Below are 19,456 nucleotides of genomic sequence, written 5' to 3' on the forward strand. Positions count from 1 at the left end.
GCTTACTTAAGTAAGTAACTGGGGTGACAAATCTGCTGGGAGCAGATTTGAACGCTGCTAGCAGCGGCCCCACAGGGGTGTGGCCCATGGACGGGCCACATAATTGAGTGCAGATAACAACGCTGCAACTTGAAAGATGACGGGTATACCCCACCTATCGCAACCATCGACGCAACCTTTGCGACAAACCCGTATCAGGCGTTAAACTCTTACCCTCTTCGATTCACACAATTCATGGAAATCCCAGATGACCAAACATTACGATTATCTAGCAATTGGCGGCGGCAGCGGCGGCATCGCATCGATCAACCGGGCAGCCATGTATGGCCAGAAATGCGCGCTGATTGAAGCCAAGGAACTGGGCGGCACCTGCGTGAACGTGGGTTGTGTACCGAAAAAAGTCATGTGGCACGCGGCGCAGATCGCCGAAGCCATCCACCTGTACGGCCCGGATTACGGCTTCGATACTACCGTCAACGCCTTTGACTGGAAGAAGCTGGTCGCCAACCGCACCGCCTATATTGACCGTATCCATAATTCCTACGACAACGTGCTGGGCAAAAACAAAGTCGACGTGATCAAAGGTTTCGCGCGATTCATCGACGCCCACACGGTGGAAGTGAACGGCGAGAAGATCACCGCCGACCATATCCTGATCGCCACCGGCGGCCGCCCGAGCCACCCTGACATTCCAGGCGCCGAATACGGTATCGACTCAGACGGCTTCTTCGAGCTGGACGCAATGCCAAAACGCGTCGCGGTGGTCGGCGCGGGCTATATCGCGGTGGAGATCGCCGGCGTGATGAACGCACTGGGGGCCGAAACCCACCTGTTCGTGCGTAAGCATGCGCCGCTGCGCACCTTCGATCCGATGATTGTCGAAACCCTGGTGGAAGTGATGAACACCGAAGGGCCGAGCCTGCACACCGAATCCGTGCCGAAAGCCATCGTCAAGAACGCCGACGGCAGCCTGACGCTGCAACTGGAAAACGGCAAGGAATTCACCGTCGACAGCCTGGTGTGGGCGATTGGCCGCGAACCGGCGACCGATAACCTGAACCTGAGCGTTACCGGGGTGAAAACCAACGAAAATGGCTATATCGACGTCGATAAATACCAGAACACCAGCGTAAAAGGCATTTACGCTGTGGGCGACAACACCGGTGCGGTTGAGCTGACCCCGGTCGCGGTCGCCGCCGGCCGTCGCCTGTCCGAACGCCTGTTCAACAACAAGCCGGAAGAACACCTGGATTACAGTAACATCGCCACCGTGGTGTTCAGCCATCCGCCGATTGGCACTATCGGCCTGACCGAGCCGGAAGCTATCGAGAAATTCGGCGCCGACAGCGTGAAAGTGTATAAGTCTTCCTTTACCGCCATGTACAGCGCCGTGACGCAGCACCGCCAACCGTGCCGCATGAAGCTGGTCTGCGTGGGTAAAGAAGAGAAGATTGTCGGCCTGCACGGTATCGGCCTGGGCATGGACGAGATCCTGCAGGGCTTCGCCGTTGCCATCAAGATGGGCGCCACCAAGAAAGACTTCGACAACACCGTGGCGATCCACCCGACCGCAGCGGAAGAGTTCGTTACCATGCGTTGATTTGCCTGCCCGGTGGCCCATGCCGCTGGGCAAACGGCAACAAAAAGGTCAGGAGCCTCAGGGCCCTGACCTTTTTTTATATTTGGCGATTATCAAAATAACACCTCTTATTGATTTGCGGCTACTCCCGATGGTGACTCAGGTGCGGACGCAGAGACACTCTCTCGCTTAACAGCATGTTTATGACCTCGGGGAAATTAAAAATAGCGGCTGAAAAGGGCAAGATCACCGAATAACCTGTAAATAACCACACTTCAACTGCATATATATATCATCGACATCAAATTTCAAATACACGCCTTATATACACCATCAACTAAAAACTGCCTTACCGGCCATTTGATAGCATAAAAACCTGCAACCTTTGCATTTCTCAACCCTAACCCCCATTGTTGCTATTTTTTTAACTTAGCATTCTTAAAGGAATAGATTACTGATATTTTATATATGCCGTTATTATAATAAAGCGGAATGATTACGTTATTAGTATTCACCATTAAAATAAGTCCCCACACTATGAAAAAAGCTTATTTAGCCTTGGCGGTAATTTTAATATCGCACGAATCTTTATCGGCCATCCCTAATGCCGGCCAGGTTATGCGTGATATTGAACATGAGCGCCCAACCTTACCGGCACCAGCAGATTTAACACCTGGAATAAAGAGCGCGCGTGGGGACGATATAAACCCTGAAGAGAGTAACGCGCCTAAAATAGAGGTCCATGGATTCTATATTGAGGGCAATACCGTTTTAAAAACGTCGGACCTGCTTAATCAGCTGACGAATTTTAACGACAAAAAACTCTCGCTAAGGGAACTTCAGGATGCCGCTCAGGTGATCACGCGCTATTACCAGGAAAAGGGCTACGTCTTGGCCAAGGCTTACTTGCCCAAGCAAGACGTCACTGAGGGGTGGGTCCGAATCCATATTGTCGAGGGGCACTTTGGCAAACTGCACCTGAATAACCGCACGCGCGTTAGCGCAAAGCTGCTGCAAAACGCTTTGGCGGGCGTAAAAAACGGCGAGGTGATCTCCAATGCCGCTCTTGAGCGCGGATTACTGCTGTTAAGCGACATTCCCGGTATTGAAGTTAACAACACCCTGCGGCCCGGCAGCCAACCCGGAACCGCTGACTTGCTGGTTGAGGCCAGCCCAGGCCCCTTATTCAATGGCTCTGTTACGGCCGACAACTTCGGCGATCGTTATACCGGGGAATATCGGCTCGGGGGCAATCTCAATCTGAATAACCCTCTTGGCCTCGGTGACCAGGCCAGCTTTCGCCTGTTGGGCAGTAACAAAAATCAAAAATATTATCGTGCCGCCTATGACCTTCCGGTGAATGCCGGCCCGGTTCGCGTTGGCGCGGCCCATTCGCAAATGAGCTATCGCCTGGCGGAAGATTTTGCCGTGCTTGACGCCCATGGGCGAGCAGAGATTACCAGTATATATGCCTCCTATCCGGTCATTCGCGCGCGCCTGTTCAACCTGTCGGTGCAATTGCAGTATGAAGACAAGACGCTCCGCGACGATATCGATCTGTTTGAAAAGCGCAGTAAGAAAGATGTCGGTTTAACCACCTTAGCCCTGAACCTCAATAATCAGGATCGCTGGTTAGGCGGCGGGCAGAGCGCCCTGTCTATTAGCTATGGGTTAGGGAGATTAAATATCGACGATGACCAGGATCGCCTCTGGGATGAATACAGCGCCAAGACGCTGGGGCGCTTTAGCAAAGCCAATATTAATGCGCTTCGCCTGCAAAACCTCGGGGATCGTTTCCAATGGGTGACGCAAGTGAATGCGCAATGGGCATCAGGCAATTTGGACTCCTCGGAAAAATTCAGCCTGGGCGGCCCTTATGGCGTCCGCGCCTATGACGCCGGCAGCGGCAACGGTGATGAAGGCATCCAGCTCAGCACAGAACTTCGCTACGCCTTAATGCCCGGCTGGCAATTGAGCACCTTTTTCGATCAGGGTGCCGTCAGGATCAATAAACAACCCTGGTCGCCCGAGAAAAACACTGCCCGCCTGACGTCGGCCGGCGCCGGCATCGCGTGGTTTGGCCGCCAACAGCAAATCAGCCTCACTACGGCATGGCCCATCGCACAAGAAAACACGGCCGCCGCCCCTACACATACACCCAGAGTTTGGCTCCAGACATCATGGAATTTTTGATGGTCTGGAATAAAACCCGCACTGCTCGGGAAGCAGCACTTTAGTAAACAAGGAAATAGAAATGAATAAAATCTACGCATTAGTATGGAACCCTGCACAAGAGTGCTGGAACGTGGTCAGCGAAAACTCCAGCCGTCGCGGCAAGCGCAGCAGCAAACGCCGGCTGGCGGTGGCGTTGTCGCTGCTGGGCCTGGTGGCGCTGGAGCCGGCTTACGCCCTGCCGACCGGGCAGAATATCGTGGCCGGTAAAGGCGACATTTCTACCAGCGGCCAGCAGATGACCATCAACCAGCAAAGCGACAAGCTGATCACGCAGTGGGACGGTTTCAGCGTCGGCGCCAATGAAGGCGTGACGTTCAACCAGCCGGGCAGCAACTCGGTGGCGTTGAACCGTGTCGTGGGCGTCAATGGCAGTGATATCCAGGGGAAAATCGATGCCAACGGCAAAGTGTTCCTGGTGAACCCGAACGGCGTGGTGTTCGGCAAAAACGCCCAGGTGAACGTGGGTGGGCTGGTTGCCTCAACGCGCGACATCAGCAATGCCGATTTCCTGGCGGGTAAAAACCGCTTCGTCGGCAAATCTCAGGCGGAAGTGCGCAATGACGGTACCTTGACGGCAGCGCAAGCCGGCAGCGTGGCGCTGCTCGGTGCCCGCGTTAACAACCAAGGTGTTATTCAGGCGCAGATGGGCAGCATCGCGCTGGGCGCGGGCGATGACATCACGCTGAACTTTGACGGCAACAAACTGTTGAACCTGCAGGTAGACGGCGCGGCGGTGAATGCGCTGGTGCAGAACGGCGGCTTGCTGAAAGCCGAGGGCGGCCAGGTACTGATGACCGCCAAAGCGGCCAGCGATGTGCTGCAAACCGTGGTGAATAACCAGGGGACCATCACGGCCACCACGCTGAGCAATCAGGCGGGGCGTATCGTGCTGGATGGCGGCAACGGCGGCATGGTGAACGTGGCGGGGACTCTGGACGCGAGTGCGGCGGCAGGCAACGGCGGCGTGGTTGAAACCCGTGGTGCGCGTGTGGCGGTAGAGTCTGCGGCACAGGTGACCACCCATGCAGCGAACGGCAAAACCGGCAGTTGGAAAATCGCAGCCGCCGATGTGAAGGTTGCCGATAACGGCACCCTGAATGCTGCGACGCTGGCCAATGGCCTGGCGAACAACAACGTGGCACTGACCAGCACCCAGGGTGATGTGTCTGTCTCAGGAGCGGTTGACTGGCAGAGCGACAACAAACTGTCACTGACTTCCGAACGTGCAAGCGTCAAGATCAACGCGCCGCTGAAAGCCACAGGTGCGAGTGCAGGGCTGGAACTGAACCACAAAACCGGTTATGCGCTGAATAACGACGCGGCGGTGACGCTGTCCGGCACCAAAGCAACGTTCAGCGCCAATGGCGAAGGCTACCAGGTGGTACAGGATCTGAACCAGCTGCGCGGTATCGAAAATGACATGAACGGCCGCTATGTGTTGGGCACGAATATTACCGATGCCGGTCATATCAACCCGATTGGCGATTACACGTTGTTTAGCGGCGTCTTCGACGGCCTGGGCAATACCATCAAAGACCTGTCTGTAAAGGGTGATGGGCCATATGTGGGCTTATTCAACACCTCAGAAGGGCGCATCAGCAACCTGAATCTGGACTCCGTGACCGTGACCGGTAATGGCAATAACGCCTTTGTCGGCGGCCTGGTCGGCCTGAATCTCGGTGAGATCTCCAACGTTAAGGCCACGAATATCCAGGTCAGCGGCGGCAGAGAACTCGGTGGGCTGGTAGGCTGGAACTCGGGCTCATTGGCTAATGTTTCGGCATCAGGCAAGGTGTTCGGGAATCGCGATACGATCTCTATCGGCGGTTTGGTCGGCACCAACTATGGGAGCACTGCCAGCGTAAGCAACAGCCAGGCCGATGTTGAGGTATCCGGCAGCATGCAAGACAAAGCGGCCTATGGCGGCGTAGGCGGCCTGGTGGGGAAAAATGACGGCGGCTCGATTGCCAACTCCTCAAGCCAGGGGAATGTTACCGCGAAAGGCGTCAGCCTTAGCGTCGGTGGGTTGGTTGGGTTCAATGCCTCGCCGGGCAAAATTTCTAACTCCCACGCTACCGGCAACGTCGTTGGCGGGCAAGGCAGCCAGGTCGGCGGATTGATTGGCCTCAACATTGGCACCACCTCCAACTCCTCTGCCGGCGGCGCAGTGAATAGCGACGGCGCAGAGGCTATCGGTGGCTTGGTCGGTTGGAATCTGCACGGCACAATCGATAACGCCAAGGCTAGCGGTGACGTAGCAGACCTGGCCTCCGCCAATGTGGGTGGCCTGGTCGGCAGCAACAACTATGGCAGCGTTAAACAGTCCGAAGCCAAAAATACCGTTATCGGCGGCGCTAACGCCAACGTCGGCGGTTTAATCGGTCATAACCTCGGCGAACTGGCCAACGTGGCTTATCACGGCAATGTCTCCGCAGGAAAAGACAGCCTGATTGGCGGGTTGGTTGGCCTGCACGAGGGTGGCAACATCAGCGCTGCACAAGCCAGCGGGAAAGTCACCGGCTATCGCAGCGCTTCGGCAGGCGGCCTGGTGGGTGAAAACCGCGGGGCGACGTTGAGCAACGTTAAAGTGCAAAGTGACGTCGCCGGCGCCGCCAACGTGGGCGGATTGGTGGGTAACAACATTAAAGGCAACATTGATAATGCCAGTGCCCAGGGCACCGTAAGCGCAGGCGATGACGCCCGCGTTGGCGGACTGGTGGGTAACAATATTAAAGGCAACATTGATAACGCCAGTGCCCAAGGCACCGTAAGCGCAGGCGATAACGCCCGCGTTGGCGGGCTGGTGGGTAACAACGATAGCGGCGCCATCAAAAATGCGCAGGCGAAGGTGAACGTTAACGGCGGCAATAAAAGCTACAGCGGCGGTTTGGTTGGCTATAACAGCGGCGCATTATCCCTGGTAACCGCAGCGGGTAACGTGAGTGGCGGCGCTGAAAGCTATGCCGGCGGGCTGGTGGGCCTTAATGCCATGGGCACATTAGCCAGTATCTCGCAGGCCAAGGCCTCGGGGAATGTCACCGGTGGCAACAGCAGCAGCGTTGGCGGGCTGGCGGGGCAAAACGATGCGCTGATTGCCAACTCAACGGCCTCTAGCCAGCTTAGCGGCGGGAACAACGCGATAATCGGCGGACTGGCCGGCAAGAACTTTGGTAAAATAAATCACTCGGCGTTTGATGGCAACATCAACAGGTTAGCGCCGTCTGCCGGCCAGTTGATCGGTGGCCTGGCGGGCATTAACTTCAGCTATCTGACCGGTAACAAAGTCTCCGGAGAGGCAGAAAAGCTGCCGCTGGCGGCCTTTAGCCCGCGTCCTGGTTTAATCAAGTAAGCATTACCCGGCAGGCAACTCGCCTGCCGGTTTTCCCTGACGGCAAACGTTAAGAAGTAAAAATGCCACTTTGTTACGTTCGTTATTATAGAACTCATCATTTACTTCATCCCGCCACAGTAAGCTCAGCGCCTACATCATTTAGGGTGAACGCCAAGCAAACCAATAGTTATTTTATATCGAGCAGCCACACATGAATATCAGGCAGCAAACCTGACGTTATCCTGGGGAATAAAAAGCGTTCTGGGGGATTGATAGTGGACAACATCACATGAATAACATTGAACTTGGTATTAAACACTCTCTTTCCATCCCCGACACTATCGAATAACCAGAGAGTGAAAATATCCGAAAACCATCCATTCAAAGAAAGAGAGCGATACAGCTTGACATAATCAGGTGACTGGTAACAACCGGCATAAAAATGAGAAAACATCAACTTCAAGTATGGCGCCGCACCTAACTCTACTGCTTACATAATAGAAACCTCACCTCCCTTTTGTCCATTTCCTCATAATCTTCTTTTTCCTCATCAAAGAGACATGTTTATAAAATGAAAAAATACTTAACCCCAACAAAACAAACAGCATAAAAAACAACATAAAATCCCTTTTAAATTCAAGCCTTCAATAACCAACTAAAAAGATCATTTCTTCTTTTTAAGTTAAGCTTACGCATAACAGACTGTTTATAGGTGTGAACCGTTTTTACGCTCAGCTGCATATACTTTGCCGCTTGCGTTTGGTTAACCCCCAACCGGAGATAAGAGACGACCTCTTTTTCCCTGCCGCTGAGCCTTCTGCTTAAGCAAAAATAACAGGGTTTTGCCGCCGCACTGATTACACTCATCCGCCAAAGCTTGTCATCCAACAGATGAAACAAAGCCTCAATACCGGCATGACAATCTAAAACCCCCAACTCGCGAGAACATGCTTTCTCCCTCTTCGTTTGAGCAGGTTTTATTTTACGTATAGCAATATACAGCGGGGAAACATCCGCCTCATGTACATCCCTGTCGCAATAGGCCATATTGCCCGATTCGGACTGCGCAATAAAAACCAGATCGACGGTGGCGTTACTGTTTTCTTCTGCAAAAAACTCAACGGTTCTTCCCTTCAGGGTAAAATACTCTGATAACGCATATTTCAGCCCCTCGGCAAAAAATAGATTATTCTCTATGATGGATATTTTCACTGACATCTCTATTTCCCTCCTTTTAAATGGTGCTCCTGTTTACATAAACCGTGGATCATCTGGGAAAAAGGCTATTGCTTCCCGCCGCAGCTTTTCGGCCTGCGTGCTGTTCCCCTGATGTTTCAATATCAAATACAAACTGGCGTACACATTTCTATCTATATGTTTTTTCAAATAGCCGTTGGCCCAGTTCACGTAGCCGGATAGCAATGCCTCATCCTGCGTTTGGTTGAATAACAGCAATGCGTAGACCTGTTGATCAAACTCCCGGCGTTCACCCTGCACCCAATTGGCGACAGACGACATGGCGGCGACGCCGCGCATATCGGTAAATTGGCTCTGCTCGGCGCGTGTAAGGGTGATACCACCCAGCGAACCGGCCAGCATCACGATCAGCGTGATCAGAGAAGCAATCGGCAACAAAGTGGCCAGCATTTTCCGCCCAGCGCCGGTTAACGCGCCGCGCTCACTGGCGGGGGTAACCTGGCTATCCAGCATCGCCAATAACAGCAGGAAAACGGCCCAATGCAGCGTCGATAAATAAAACGGGTACTCGGTCTGGGTATGCAGAGCCATGGGCAGCAAGACAAAACAGAGTGCCAGCGCGATGCCCTGGTCGGCAGAGAATCTGTTGCACCAGGCTTTATATGCCAGGCGCAGCCCGGCAAACAAAAGCAGCAACATGCCAAGCAACCCCGGCAACCCGCCTTCAACCCACCAAAGCAAAAGCTCGTTATGAGGATGTGCGGCTACTCCAACCCCCAACGTGGATTGCCCGAGTGCGGCACGGAAATGCTGGAAACTGTACTCGAAACCACCGTAGCCCCAGCCGCTCAGCGGCTTTTCAACTATCATCGCCAACGTGGTATTCAGCATGACACCACGCGCGCTGTCTGATCCCACATGACTAACGGTATCAACCTGGCTGCCCCAGGCCAGCACCGCAACGCCAATAGCCGTGCCAAGCAGCATCATTAACACCGCCCCCCCGCAGCGCAGCGAGTACTTTCTGGTATAAGTCGCAATAAATAGCAGCGCAACCACACCACCAGCCAGCCACCCGATACGCGATTGCAACCACACCAGTAAAGCGGGCAACACAGCCAGTAACAGGGCCAACAGCCTCAGGCGCAACTTTTCATGCCGCTTTACCCGCAGGCTAAAATAGGGCAAAAGAAACAGCATCAGTGCCAAAGCCAGGCCAGTAGCGGTGAAAGTGGCTAGCAGATTAACCTGCTGGAATACCCCATAGGGGCGGCCACCGATGAGTGGGTACGGGATCCAGTCCCCCAGACCAAACAGTTGCAGCAGCGCCATCAACGCCTGTACCGCTACGGCCAGCAAAATGGCGTAGAGCAGCCAATAATGTGCGCGTTTTGATATCTCAGTTTGCAGCCAGGAAAAATAGAATATCAGGCCGAAAAATAATCCAGCCCAGCGCCAAGAGGCGGCTTCCAGCCATTCCGGCCGGGTAGACAATAAAGGAACAGCCAATAACGCCAAGGCGACAAAAAACAACTTTGCCGTGGGCGTTATGATAATGCGTTGCTTATTAAAACAGACACCCAGCCAAATAATCAGGCTCAGCAGCGCCATCGCCCCCCAGCTAAGGGTATTTTGCGGCAAAGCCAACCCCATACCGCCATTATTGGGAAGATACAGGTGCATTACCAACCCCAGCCAGAGTAACGCCCCGGTCAATAGACTATAATTTTTAAAAAGGGTTTTATTTAACATCCTGTCTTCCAAGAAAATTCACAGCGTTGTTTTTAACGTTACAGCCCAACCAGGGTTATTTATTTTTAAACGTCACTGAATATCCATCACGATCACCGTTGAACCGGAGAAACTCCCCAAAGGGACATCGCCGGACACCTCCAGAGTCGAGCTGACCTCATATGAGCTTTGCGAGTTGGCCCATACCTTAGTGGTATAGCCTTTATCTGCCGCCACATTGGCGATGCGTAAACGGCTGCTCAGTGATTTATTCATCGTTAATAAACCGCCGCTGCCCAGACCCTTGGCATAAATCCGCACAGTGGCATTACGATCGCAGCGCAAGGAGAACTGGCCTTTCTGAACACTCCCGTTTACCTGGCTGGCGTTCAGCGCACCGTAGTTAAAGGTAATATCCTGAGTTAATGCCTCACAACGGGCCGGCGGTGGCGAACCGCCACTCCCGTCCGCTCCGGTGCAGTAGAACCCCCCCGGCATATACTGGGGGGCACCGCCGTTGATGCGATAGGTGATGCACATAATGTAATCCGTCATCCCTTCCGACGACATATTGCCAAAGTTGACATCCACAGGAAATCCGAGGTTTTTACCCATGTTATCGCCCAAGTCGCCCATCGTCGGCGCGGTCAAAACCCACTGCGCCGTTGGGGGCGTAATCCATCGGTGAACCCGCTGGTTTGGAGAAGGTGTACTCCCGATAAACCAAAGCGTACTCAGGCCGATTTCACAACGAGACATTCGGTAGCAGGGATTCGGCGTGTCATCTGGATTACTCATGTATACTAACTGCCCATAATAAATAACTATACCGTTTTCATGAATACCGAACCAAATATAACTTTGGTAAATAGCCTGAGAGGGCATGCAAAAAAACGAGAGCAAAAGGAAAATCAATGATTTTAATTTCATAAAAACCAACCATAAAAAATAGAATTTAAAATTGGTTAAATGATTTTAAAAGCCATTAACCTTTTATTTAAAAAACAGCAAAACCCCTCCCTCGCCAAGGCTAAAATCCCCCATTAACCTTTGATATGCAGATGATGTTCACGCAATGCCCATTGCTATAAACAGCCTAACCCTTTTTATAATTAATCCGTTATCAAAGGCAAGCCTGTTACCGTTGTTTAAATACAGCCAATCAACCATTCAAAAAATAAAAAATCAAACAGCCAAAACATTACGCAGGACTAATAACAACAACCGTACTCCCATAAAAATCCCCCGGAGGAATTTCCCCCAAAGAAATTAACTCTGATTTTATATTTAACGCAGTCCCTGCCGGAGTTGCCGTAAAGGTGTACCCATTGGATAGGGGGGCATCGTTGACCGTTATCTTTGCTTTCAAGCTGCCATCGGGCCGGAGGTTGACCGTACCCATTGATTCTTCCGCACTGATGATTTTGACACGAAGATCCTGAGTACAGGAAACATATAACGCTGTCTGCGCAATCAGACCATTCAACCGGTCAGCACTGACAACCCCATAATCGATATTCGCACTTCCTTGATCAAAATAGCATTGTGAAGGGTTGATGATTGGCGCTCGGCATGGTGAGCCCGGTAAAGGACCATTACCACTACTACGGCTTTGGTATCCAAAGTAAATACATTTAACAGAAGTACTCGTATTACCTATAGTCTGCTCCCTACCCACCGCCCCTATCCGATAGAGTTCAGCACCGATCTCACCCATGGTTTTAAAGTTATACATTCTATAATACGTGGGTTGCGCTATACCATTACCGCCACCGACCCTATCAAACTTCACATACATTATACACGAATCGTCCCCATAACAGGGGTTGGGCGTTGGATCATTCACATCCGCCGAAACTATTTTAGTGGTCATTGCAGGCCCAGTATGCCAATAGGATAACATGGCATCCACAATAATCTCGGCGCGAGATACGGTTGAGAAACAAACCGAGAAGACAATCAGAACCAGCAAAAATAGCTTTCTGCCATAAGAAAAAAATCGTAAGTACATGCGTATTTCCCTGTCTTAAAATTTATCGACTATCGCCGTAGATCCATCCCGCACACTGTCCCACCGGAGAATAAAACCATTGCCAATATGTTGTCCCATCACAGCTTTATTATTCATTTTAAATAGGTGCGTTATGAGTTCACTCATACTGAAAATTAAATCCTTCCCGTTATATCCATTCAGTACGGAGACACGACCACGACTATCGCCACGGAATACGCTCCAGGCGTTGCAGCCTGGCCCACGGTTAAGTCGGACTGTATGGTGATTTCATCTCCTTGCCCTACAGCGGAAACAGTAGTCGCGATACCGCTTGCCAGTTCGATGCGGGACGGGCCTAAAATGGTAACTACCGGGTTTGGACCGCAATTTGCCGGACCCATTATCCCTTTACGGTCGGTCGTACCCGGACGTAACACTCCATGGTCGATCTCTGCAGGTAGACTAACAGTGCAGGTTACGGATGGAGCGGTTGGTTTGATACAGTATTGCGACCCGCTATTGGCCACCACCTTTGCATTATAGACCCCTGTTGGTGTTCTTAGACTCTCGCCAAGGGTGAGAAAACCAAACATGACACACTCACCCCCAGGACTCGCACCATCGTGGTAATACCACTCGTTTGCCGTGTTGCACGTGCTGGTCGAGGTCAACTCCCACGACCCTGCTTTTGTATAGCAATTTGTCACCGCCGGCGCATGACCAAATATCCTAAATGAACAAAAGTCATAGGGTCGCCCTGCGGCTGCGTCACCCACTTGACAATGTATCCCTATCGCCTGGATTTCCGTGGATGACGCAGGAGGACTGATGACAGGTATTCCTATATCTATCAGTTCTCGAGTGCCTTGATACCGCACAGATCCGCCGCAAGGATGCTCCGGATCAGGAGTCGAACAAGAAGTGATCTTAACAGAGGTCATCACCGGATAGATGATCGCCGAGCAAGTGCTTGACAGTAGCAGGCCAACAATCGAGAGTAACAGTAGACGCATGTTTTGTTCCGTTAAATTAATTAATCCGGCAAGCCCTCTATTTCTGGCGTAATCACTCAGCCGCCTTCAAATGAGGGTTTGCCCAGTTCACGCATCGAGCCTCATAGGCGCGCACCCTTCTTACTCATATTCCAGCGCAAAAGTCGCCACCGCGGCGAACATGCCGCGTTCTATGTTCCTGTGGGTGATGGCCTCCGGCGCGCCCTTGACATAGGCCTGCAGCGTAATGGCGTTGTTACCGTCGGTGATTTGCTGCCCACGGCTTTTCTGGTTTAGCGCCAGCGGCTGTCCGTCCTGCGTTTCCAAACCTATAGCGATACCGCTGGCCTCGCTGCCGCCCTCCAGCGCCAACAGGCCGGGGAGTGCCACGCTTTCCGTGCCGCTGAAGGTCATCTTCAACGTTTTGCCCAGGCTGGTATCGCAATCAATCAGGCGCAGCTGAAACGGCTTGCTGGAAGTTCGGGTGTTCAGGTACAGGTATTTGTCTATCACGGTGCCAAAATCCAGCTGGATGTTTTCGTCCCCCGGCTGCAGGGTGCAAGGCTCCGCCACCAGCGCGCCGTGCATCTTCAGGTTATTGGTCGCCGCGGCAACCGGCTGCATGCCCACGGCAACAACCCAGCCGGCCAGCAGGCAGGGGAACAGGTTTTTGATGATCCGCATGACTCCTCCTATTGATAATCGGCCAGCAACGTTGCCGTCACCTCAAAAACGCCCTCCGGCAGTGCAACCCCCATCTTCTTTACCGGCACCGCCTGCAGGCGCGGCGGGTTCTTGGGATCGATAGCCACGCGTTGGTTTATCTGCAACGGCAGGCCATTCTGCAACAGCCGGATACCCAAATCAGCGACATTGGTCTGCAGCGCCGCACCGTCAAAGATCGTCGGCGCGCCCACGACCCGAAGCCCCAACTCCAGGGTGGTCGCCCCCGGCTCGCAGGTGATGTGATAATCGATGGTTTGCAGATAATTGGAGCCGTCTACCTTGCTTACCCCCACGCGATCGCCAAAGTTAACGTCGATGGTCTGCCCCTCGTTAATCTCACAGGACGGCGCCCGAACCAAGGTCCCCTGAAAAGACATGTTTGCAGCCTGGGCAGGGACGACCTGTGGCAAAATAAGCGCGGCGCTCAGCAACATGCCTGCACGAAATTTTTGGTTCACTGGTAGTCCACCTTTAACGTAGCTGTGGTGTAAAACATCCCCGTAGACAACGTTGAGCCACTTCTCTTTACCGGTACCGCCTGCAGTACAGGCTTAGCGGGATAAGTAAAGTTCACCCATTGATAGACCTTGAACGGCTGGCCGTTTTGCTTTAGTGCGATGCCCAAATCAGTTTTGCTGGTTTGGAGAACTCCATTGTCAAAGGCGGCACCGGAACCTTCAATCATCATTTTCATGGCATTCTTGGTATTCCCCTTGCACTCCAGGGTGTAATCGATAGTTTTCAGATAATTGCTGCCGTCCACGCGTGAAATCTCCACATTGCTGCCAAAGTTCACCACAATGGTTTTGTCCCCGTTAATCACGCAGGGTGGTGGCGCTAACACCGTCACTTTGATGTTCACGGTAGTCGAACTGGCGGCAGCCATGAACGGCAATACGGTCAGAGCGCCAATCAGCAGGCAACTGGCTTTTCGTCGCATCGATACTCTCTCCATCACCTTCACCTCAGTCGTAGCTCAGCCGAAAATCCACCGCAGCCGAGTAAGCGCCCGCCATCAGCGGCGCACGGGTGCGCTCCGGCGCCACGGTATAGACCAAGGTGTTCTGCCCCGGTGTCAGCAGCAGCGGCTGCCCGCGGCTACCCAGCCGCACGTCCTGCCCCAGCGGGTCTGTCATGCGTAATGCCAGCCCGGAGACACCCTGCGCTTTCACCAGTTGCGGATTGTTAACGTCCGCCGGGGCGCTGAAGCTCACCGTCACCGCCGGCTGATGCGCCGCCCAGGTCAGCGCGCCGGTACGGTTGTCGCGGCTGCCCGCCGGGCTGCGCAGGCAATCTTGCAAACGCAGCTCAAAGCCCACCGGCCTGCCCCGGTCACCGACGTTTTGCAGCTGGCCGGTGCCGGTTTCACCCAGTTGGATGTCCTGGCGTGCACTGCTCATCTCCAGCCGGCAGGCGCTTTCGGTCAATGCCCCGCGTACCTGCAACACGCCGTTGGCGCCGTCGGTATACCAATTATCCACCGCCTGCCCGTGGGCATTCGGCAGCAACAACAGCATGGTGCCGAGCGTGATGGGTGCCATCAGCGCCAATGCCCCCAGGGTGCCGTAGTACTGCCAGTCGCGGTAACCCGGCAGGCGTTGACTCAGTGTTTTGCTTATCCGTTGCATCGTCTTCTCTCCTGTTCACCTGCCCAGATTACGGCGTTATGATTTGTTCTTTTCCGGCGCCACCTGGCAGGCACTGCCGCTGCAGTTAAAGGTCAGTTGCGGCCGGCCGCCGTAGTCGTTGATGTAGGTCAGGACCGGCGCACCGCCCAGTGCTGCGGCACTGACGCCCAAAGACGCATTGCCCTTTGGCGGCACCATCAGCGGCTCAAAGCCTTTCACCCCTTCCGCCCCTTTCTTGCTGCCGGCGTCCACCAGCGTGATGTAGTACGGCGTCGGGTTATTCACCTGGTACTTGTCGCCCTGCTTGCTCAGCGTCAGCTGTTCCTGCCACGGCGTGGCCATCTGCGCCTGGGTCGGGGTGATCGCCGCCGGGCGGTAGAACAGTTTGATGCGCGTCTGCAGTGCTATCTGCAGGGTGTTAGGCTTGTCGCTCTTCGGCGGGATCTCGCGCAGGTTGAAGTAGTACAGCGTCTCGCGGTCCTGCGGCAGCTGTTTGGCCGTCGGCAGCGCCTGGATTTTCACCTGGCTCGGTTTGCCCGGCTCAACGCGCTGCACCGGTGGCAGCACCACCAGCGGGCTCTGAATTTTGGTGCCCTGTTCGTCTTCCAGCCAGGCCTGCGCCAGGTACGGCAGTTGCTTGTTCTGGTTGCTGATGTTCAGGCTGACCGAGTTCTGGTCGCCGTCAAAAATCACCCGAGTGCGGTCCAGCGCGATCGCGGCCTGCGCCTGTGGGGCCAGCAATGTACCCAGCAGGGCGGCGGTGGTCAGGCACTGTTTGTTGATGACAAAATGCGTTTTCATAAAAAGTCTCTCTTGCTGATTCAAATAGGGTGTCGGTACGCTTACTGCGTCTCTGACTCGTCCGCCGGCAGCGCCTGGCACGGCAACAACAGGTTGCTCAGCGTGCTGTCCGGCAGCATCTTCGGCAGGCTGATGGCGCACTGCGCCGCGCCGTTCCAGTGCACCGTCATGCGCTCACCAACCTGAATGCCGCTCAGGTAGACACTGCCGCCGTCGTTCACTATCCCTGTATCCTGCTTGTTGGCGTTCATCACCGTGGCGCCGAATGGCGGCGTACTGCCGTCCACCAGGGTGATCACCGCCATCGCCTTCTCCCCGGCGATCACGTCAAATTTCCGGTAACCGATAGCCCCCTCGGTCAGGGTGGCCTGCACCACCGATTTGGTGGCCTCGGCGTTGTCGCCCAGCTTGTTCAGATCAATGCTGGCCTTGTTGCGGTAGTAGCTGTTCACGTCCGCCACCACCGCCTTGCCGAACCTGTTGCTGTCGCTGGTGCTGCCGTAGCCGCGTACCGGCACCCCGGCCACGCCGCCGGTATCCAGCAACAGACGGGTACTGCCCGGCATGCCGATGCGATGCAGCGCGCCACCCTGCGGCGTGATCGTCGCGCCCCCCTGGGCGGAGAAGCCCAGTGCGCTATAGCTGCCTTGCTGATAGCTGGCGTTGGCGCTCAACCGGGCGATATCGCCCTCGTGGTTGTAATAACCGCTCAGGTTGGTACCACCGCGTGAATGGCCTGCGCTCAGCTGGTAGTTGTTATGCTCGTCAATCCGGTCATAAACCCCCACCCGGTGGGTGGTATCACGCCCGTTCACCGAGGTGTTGTAGCTGAGGTTGGTGCCGTTGCCCCACGGCATCGACAGCGACAGATACATGCCATCGTCATTGCTGCCGTTGTACTTGTTGCGGTAGCCGGACAACGACAGGCTCAGGTTCTTGAACCGGCCGATATCGAAGTAGCGCGACATCGTCAGGTTGTAGCGGTCATTCACCGGCCGATCCCAGTAGGTCTGGTGGTCGTAGTTCAGGTACAAACTGACCCCGGCATCGCGGAACTGCTTGTTAAAGGTGATGGTGTACATCTCCTTGCTGCCACCAACCCGCTTGCCGTAATAGCGCGCGTCCAGGTACTCGCTCATGCTCATGAAGTCCTGCTCCGAGAAGCGGTAGCCGGCGAAGGTCACCTGGCTGTCCAGTTCGTCAAAGCTCTTCGAATAGCTCAGGCGGTACGAACCGCCGCTCAGCGTGCCATCCTGTTGCGGCAAATGCGTCCGCGACTGGGTGGCGTCAAACGACAGCGCCCCCAGCGCCATCAGGTCACGGCCGATACCCAGCGACGCCGCCTTGTAATCACCGCCGCCCAGCGCGCCGCCGTACAACGACCAGCCGTTGCTCACCCCCCAGGAAAACTCCCCGGTGCCGAATAACGGGCCGTTGGTACGGTGCTGCCAGTCCGAAGGCCGCCCCGCCGCCGCTTTGAAACGCACCGAACCAGGACGAGTCAGATAAGGAATGCTGGCGGTGTTCATGGTGAACGCCTGTACGCTACCGTCCTGCTCCTCCACCCGCACGTCCAGCTCGCCGGACACCGCTTCGCTGATGTCCTGGATGCGGAAGGGGCCGGACGCTACCTGAGTCTCGTAAATCACCCGCCCCTGCTGGCTGATCGTCACCTTGGCGTTGGTCTTCGCTACCCCTACCACTTCCGGCGCATAACCGCGCAGGTTCGGCGGCAGCATATTGTCGTCCGACACCAGGCTGGCACCGGTAAAACGGAAGCTGTCGAACATGCCGGAGTTGAGGTAATCCTCCCCCAGCGTCAGCCGCGATCGCAGCGCCGGCAGGGCGCGATAAACGTAATAACGGCTCCAGTCCAGTTGTTGATCGGTGCCCTGTCCGGAACCGGTCTGGTGATTGAGCTGCGCCTGCCAGTCTGCCCTCAGCCGCCAGGCACCCAGGTTGGCACCGGTGGTACCGTTGCCGCTCAGGCTATAGCGCTGTGAGCCGTCGCGTTGCTGGCGCTGGGTCTGGCCATTGAGGTTGTAATCAAACAACAGCCCCGAAATACCCTCATCCCAGCGCGATGGCGGGTCCCAGTCCGGCGAAGAATATTCCAGGTAAGCCTGCGGAATGCTCAGGTACAGCGCCGCAGTGGCCAGATCGCCCCGGGCTTCCATGCCTTTCAGGCTGGTGGTGTCGAGACATTCATCCTGATGCCACCAGCGCAGCGCTTTCAGTGCGTCGGCCTTCAGCCCCAGTTGCTCTACCAGCGCCGGTGAAAGGCAGGCCTGGCTGCCTTTCGGGTCGTCTTCCGGCGGGTAAAAATGAATGTTCTGCTCAGGCAGTTCATTTTTATTGATGTGCACCGTCAGGCTATAAGCGCCCGGCATCATGTAACCGCTGCGGGAGAACTGGCTCAGGTCGATATTTTTTCGGTCATTCACATCCAGCACGTCGGTATTAAACTGTATGCCGTCATCGGCATAGCCCGGCGCCACCGCAGAACTTATCGCCAGACAAATACAGGCCCTTAACAACTGAATACGAAACCGCGTCCCTGCAGGAAAAAACACCATAGCCATCTACCCTGTTATTTAATAATTTTTATCCGCGTCAGTAATAATCCAGCTTGAAACGTACGGCGGAAAAGTAATTCCCAGCACGTAATGCCTGGTTATTGCTTACCAGCCGCATGGCATAATTCAGCTGCATAGTCCCTAATGAAATATCCCCGAGCGGCAAAGGTTTCCCTGGTGTGGCAATATTCCCCTGTCCGTCGGCAATTTGCAGGGCGACACCTTTGGCCTCACCTCGCACGCCAAATAATTCTCCGTCCGCTTCACCGTCGAACGTCACCTGAAAATGCTTCCAGTCCGGCAATGTATTATTAGGCCGGGTTAATACGCAGTTGATTAACTCAATGGATAATGGGTGTGTTATTCCCTGGCCGTCGCGAATAATATCGGCGACCGGCACAGTTTCCATATCAATAACCTGTTCGCGACTGCCAGCGGCAATGGCGCAGGCGGTATCAATAATGGCCCCTTGCATATTGACGCGTCCCCAGCCCTGAGTCTGGTGGGCGGCCTGAGCGCTGCTGAAAGATAACAACAGGGTCAATATGCAAGGGGGCATTAATTTCCCAGAAAAATGATTCATTGAATATTCCCTATTCACAAACGTGTCTTCCGGTAAAAAAGCATGCGGGCGAACCCGCATGCTGAATTCATTTCACCACAGAGG

At 54.5% G+C, this 19,456-nt stretch carries 14 protein-coding genes; 3 read left to right on the forward strand and 11 right to left on the reverse strand.

Features of this window, described 5'->3' with window-relative positions; all coding sequences use genetic code 11:
• The first annotated feature begins 247 nt into the window (after positions 1-247).
• The 3 genes from gorA (at position 248) to SPL01S_RS14400 (ending at position 7,163) form a co-directional block, all read left to right on the forward strand.
• A complete protein-coding gene (gene gorA, locus SPL01S_RS14390) occupies positions 248-1,600 on the forward strand; it encodes a glutathione-disulfide reductase (protein WP_006328703.1) in 1,353 nt (450 codons plus the stop codon).
• 516 nt (positions 1,601-2,116) lie between these two features.
• Positions 2,117-3,772: a ShlB/FhaC/HecB family hemolysin secretion/activation protein gene (locus SPL01S_RS14395; RefSeq protein WP_062868999.1), complete on the forward strand. Its 1,656-nt coding sequence runs from the start codon at positions 2,117-2,119 to the stop codon at positions 3,770-3,772.
• A 61-nt stretch (positions 3,773-3,833) separates the two neighbouring features.
• On the forward strand, positions 3,834-7,163 hold the full coding sequence (locus SPL01S_RS14400; protein WP_063200749.1) for a GLUG motif-containing protein: 3,330 nt from the start codon (positions 3,834-3,836) through the stop codon (positions 7,161-7,163).
• A 618-nt stretch (positions 7,164-7,781) separates the two neighbouring features.
• On the opposite strand, the gene SPL01S_RS14405 is transcribed toward SPL01S_RS14400, so the two are convergent.
• The 11 genes from SPL01S_RS14405 to SPL01S_RS14455 all read right to left on the reverse strand — a co-directional run bounded on the left by SPL01S_RS14405 (position 7,782) and on the right by SPL01S_RS14455 (position 19,372).
• Complete coding sequence (locus SPL01S_RS14405; protein ID WP_081113160.1) at positions 7,782-8,363, reverse strand: helix-turn-helix transcriptional regulator; 582 nt, start codon at positions 8,361-8,363, stop codon at positions 7,782-7,784.
• A 33-nt stretch (positions 8,364-8,396) separates the two neighbouring features.
• Entirely contained in the window at positions 8,397-10,025 is a 1,629-nt protein-coding gene (locus SPL01S_RS14410) for a PglL family O-oligosaccharyltransferase (protein ID WP_062869736.1), read from the reverse strand.
• 141 nt (positions 10,026-10,166) lie between these two features.
• Positions 10,167-11,003, reverse strand: a complete 837-nt coding sequence (locus SPL01S_RS25275) for an MrpH family fimbial adhesin (RefSeq protein WP_147424921.1) — start codon at positions 11,001-11,003, stop codon at positions 10,167-10,169.
• 271 nt (positions 11,004-11,274) lie between these two features.
• Entirely contained in the window at positions 11,275-12,084 is an 810-nt protein-coding gene (locus tag SPL01S_RS14420) for an MrpH family fimbial adhesin (RefSeq protein ID WP_063200754.1), read from the reverse strand.
• Between the two features lie 1,115 nt (positions 12,085-13,199).
• Positions 13,200-13,742 (reverse strand): fimbrial protein, encoded by a 543-nt coding sequence (locus SPL01S_RS14425; RefSeq protein WP_081113161.1) that lies wholly within the window; start codon positions 13,740-13,742, stop codon positions 13,200-13,202.
• 8 nt (positions 13,743-13,750) lie between these two features.
• Positions 13,751-14,242, reverse strand: a complete 492-nt coding sequence (locus SPL01S_RS14430) for a fimbrial protein (protein ID WP_415774759.1) — start codon at positions 14,240-14,242, stop codon at positions 13,751-13,753.
• Entirely contained in the window at positions 14,239-14,724 is a 486-nt protein-coding gene (locus SPL01S_RS14435; RefSeq protein ID WP_232245961.1) for a fimbrial protein, read from the reverse strand. The genes SPL01S_RS14430 and SPL01S_RS14435 overlap by 4 nt, the downstream gene beginning before the upstream one ends.
• A 25-nt stretch (positions 14,725-14,749) precedes the next feature.
• Entirely contained in the window at positions 14,750-15,412 is a 663-nt protein-coding gene (locus SPL01S_RS14440) for a fimbrial protein (protein WP_063200760.1), read from the reverse strand.
• A gap of 36 nt (positions 15,413-15,448) precedes the next feature.
• Entirely contained in the window at positions 15,449-16,213 is a 765-nt protein-coding gene (locus SPL01S_RS14445) for a fimbria/pilus periplasmic chaperone (RefSeq protein ID WP_062869006.1), read from the reverse strand.
• Between the two features lie 41 nt (positions 16,214-16,254).
• Positions 16,255-18,789 (reverse strand): outer membrane usher protein, encoded by a 2,535-nt coding sequence (locus tag SPL01S_RS14450; protein ID WP_063200764.1) that lies wholly within the window; start codon positions 18,787-18,789, stop codon positions 16,255-16,257.
• 37 nt (positions 18,790-18,826) lie between these two features.
• Positions 18,827-19,372, reverse strand: a complete 546-nt coding sequence (locus tag SPL01S_RS14455) for a fimbrial protein (RefSeq protein WP_062869739.1) — start codon at positions 19,370-19,372, stop codon at positions 18,827-18,829.
• Positions 19,373-19,456 lie beyond the last annotated feature (84 nt).

The organism is Serratia plymuthica NBRC 102599 (assembly GCF_001590925.1).
Lineage (GTDB): Bacteria > Pseudomonadota > Gammaproteobacteria > Enterobacterales > Enterobacteriaceae > Serratia > Serratia plymuthica.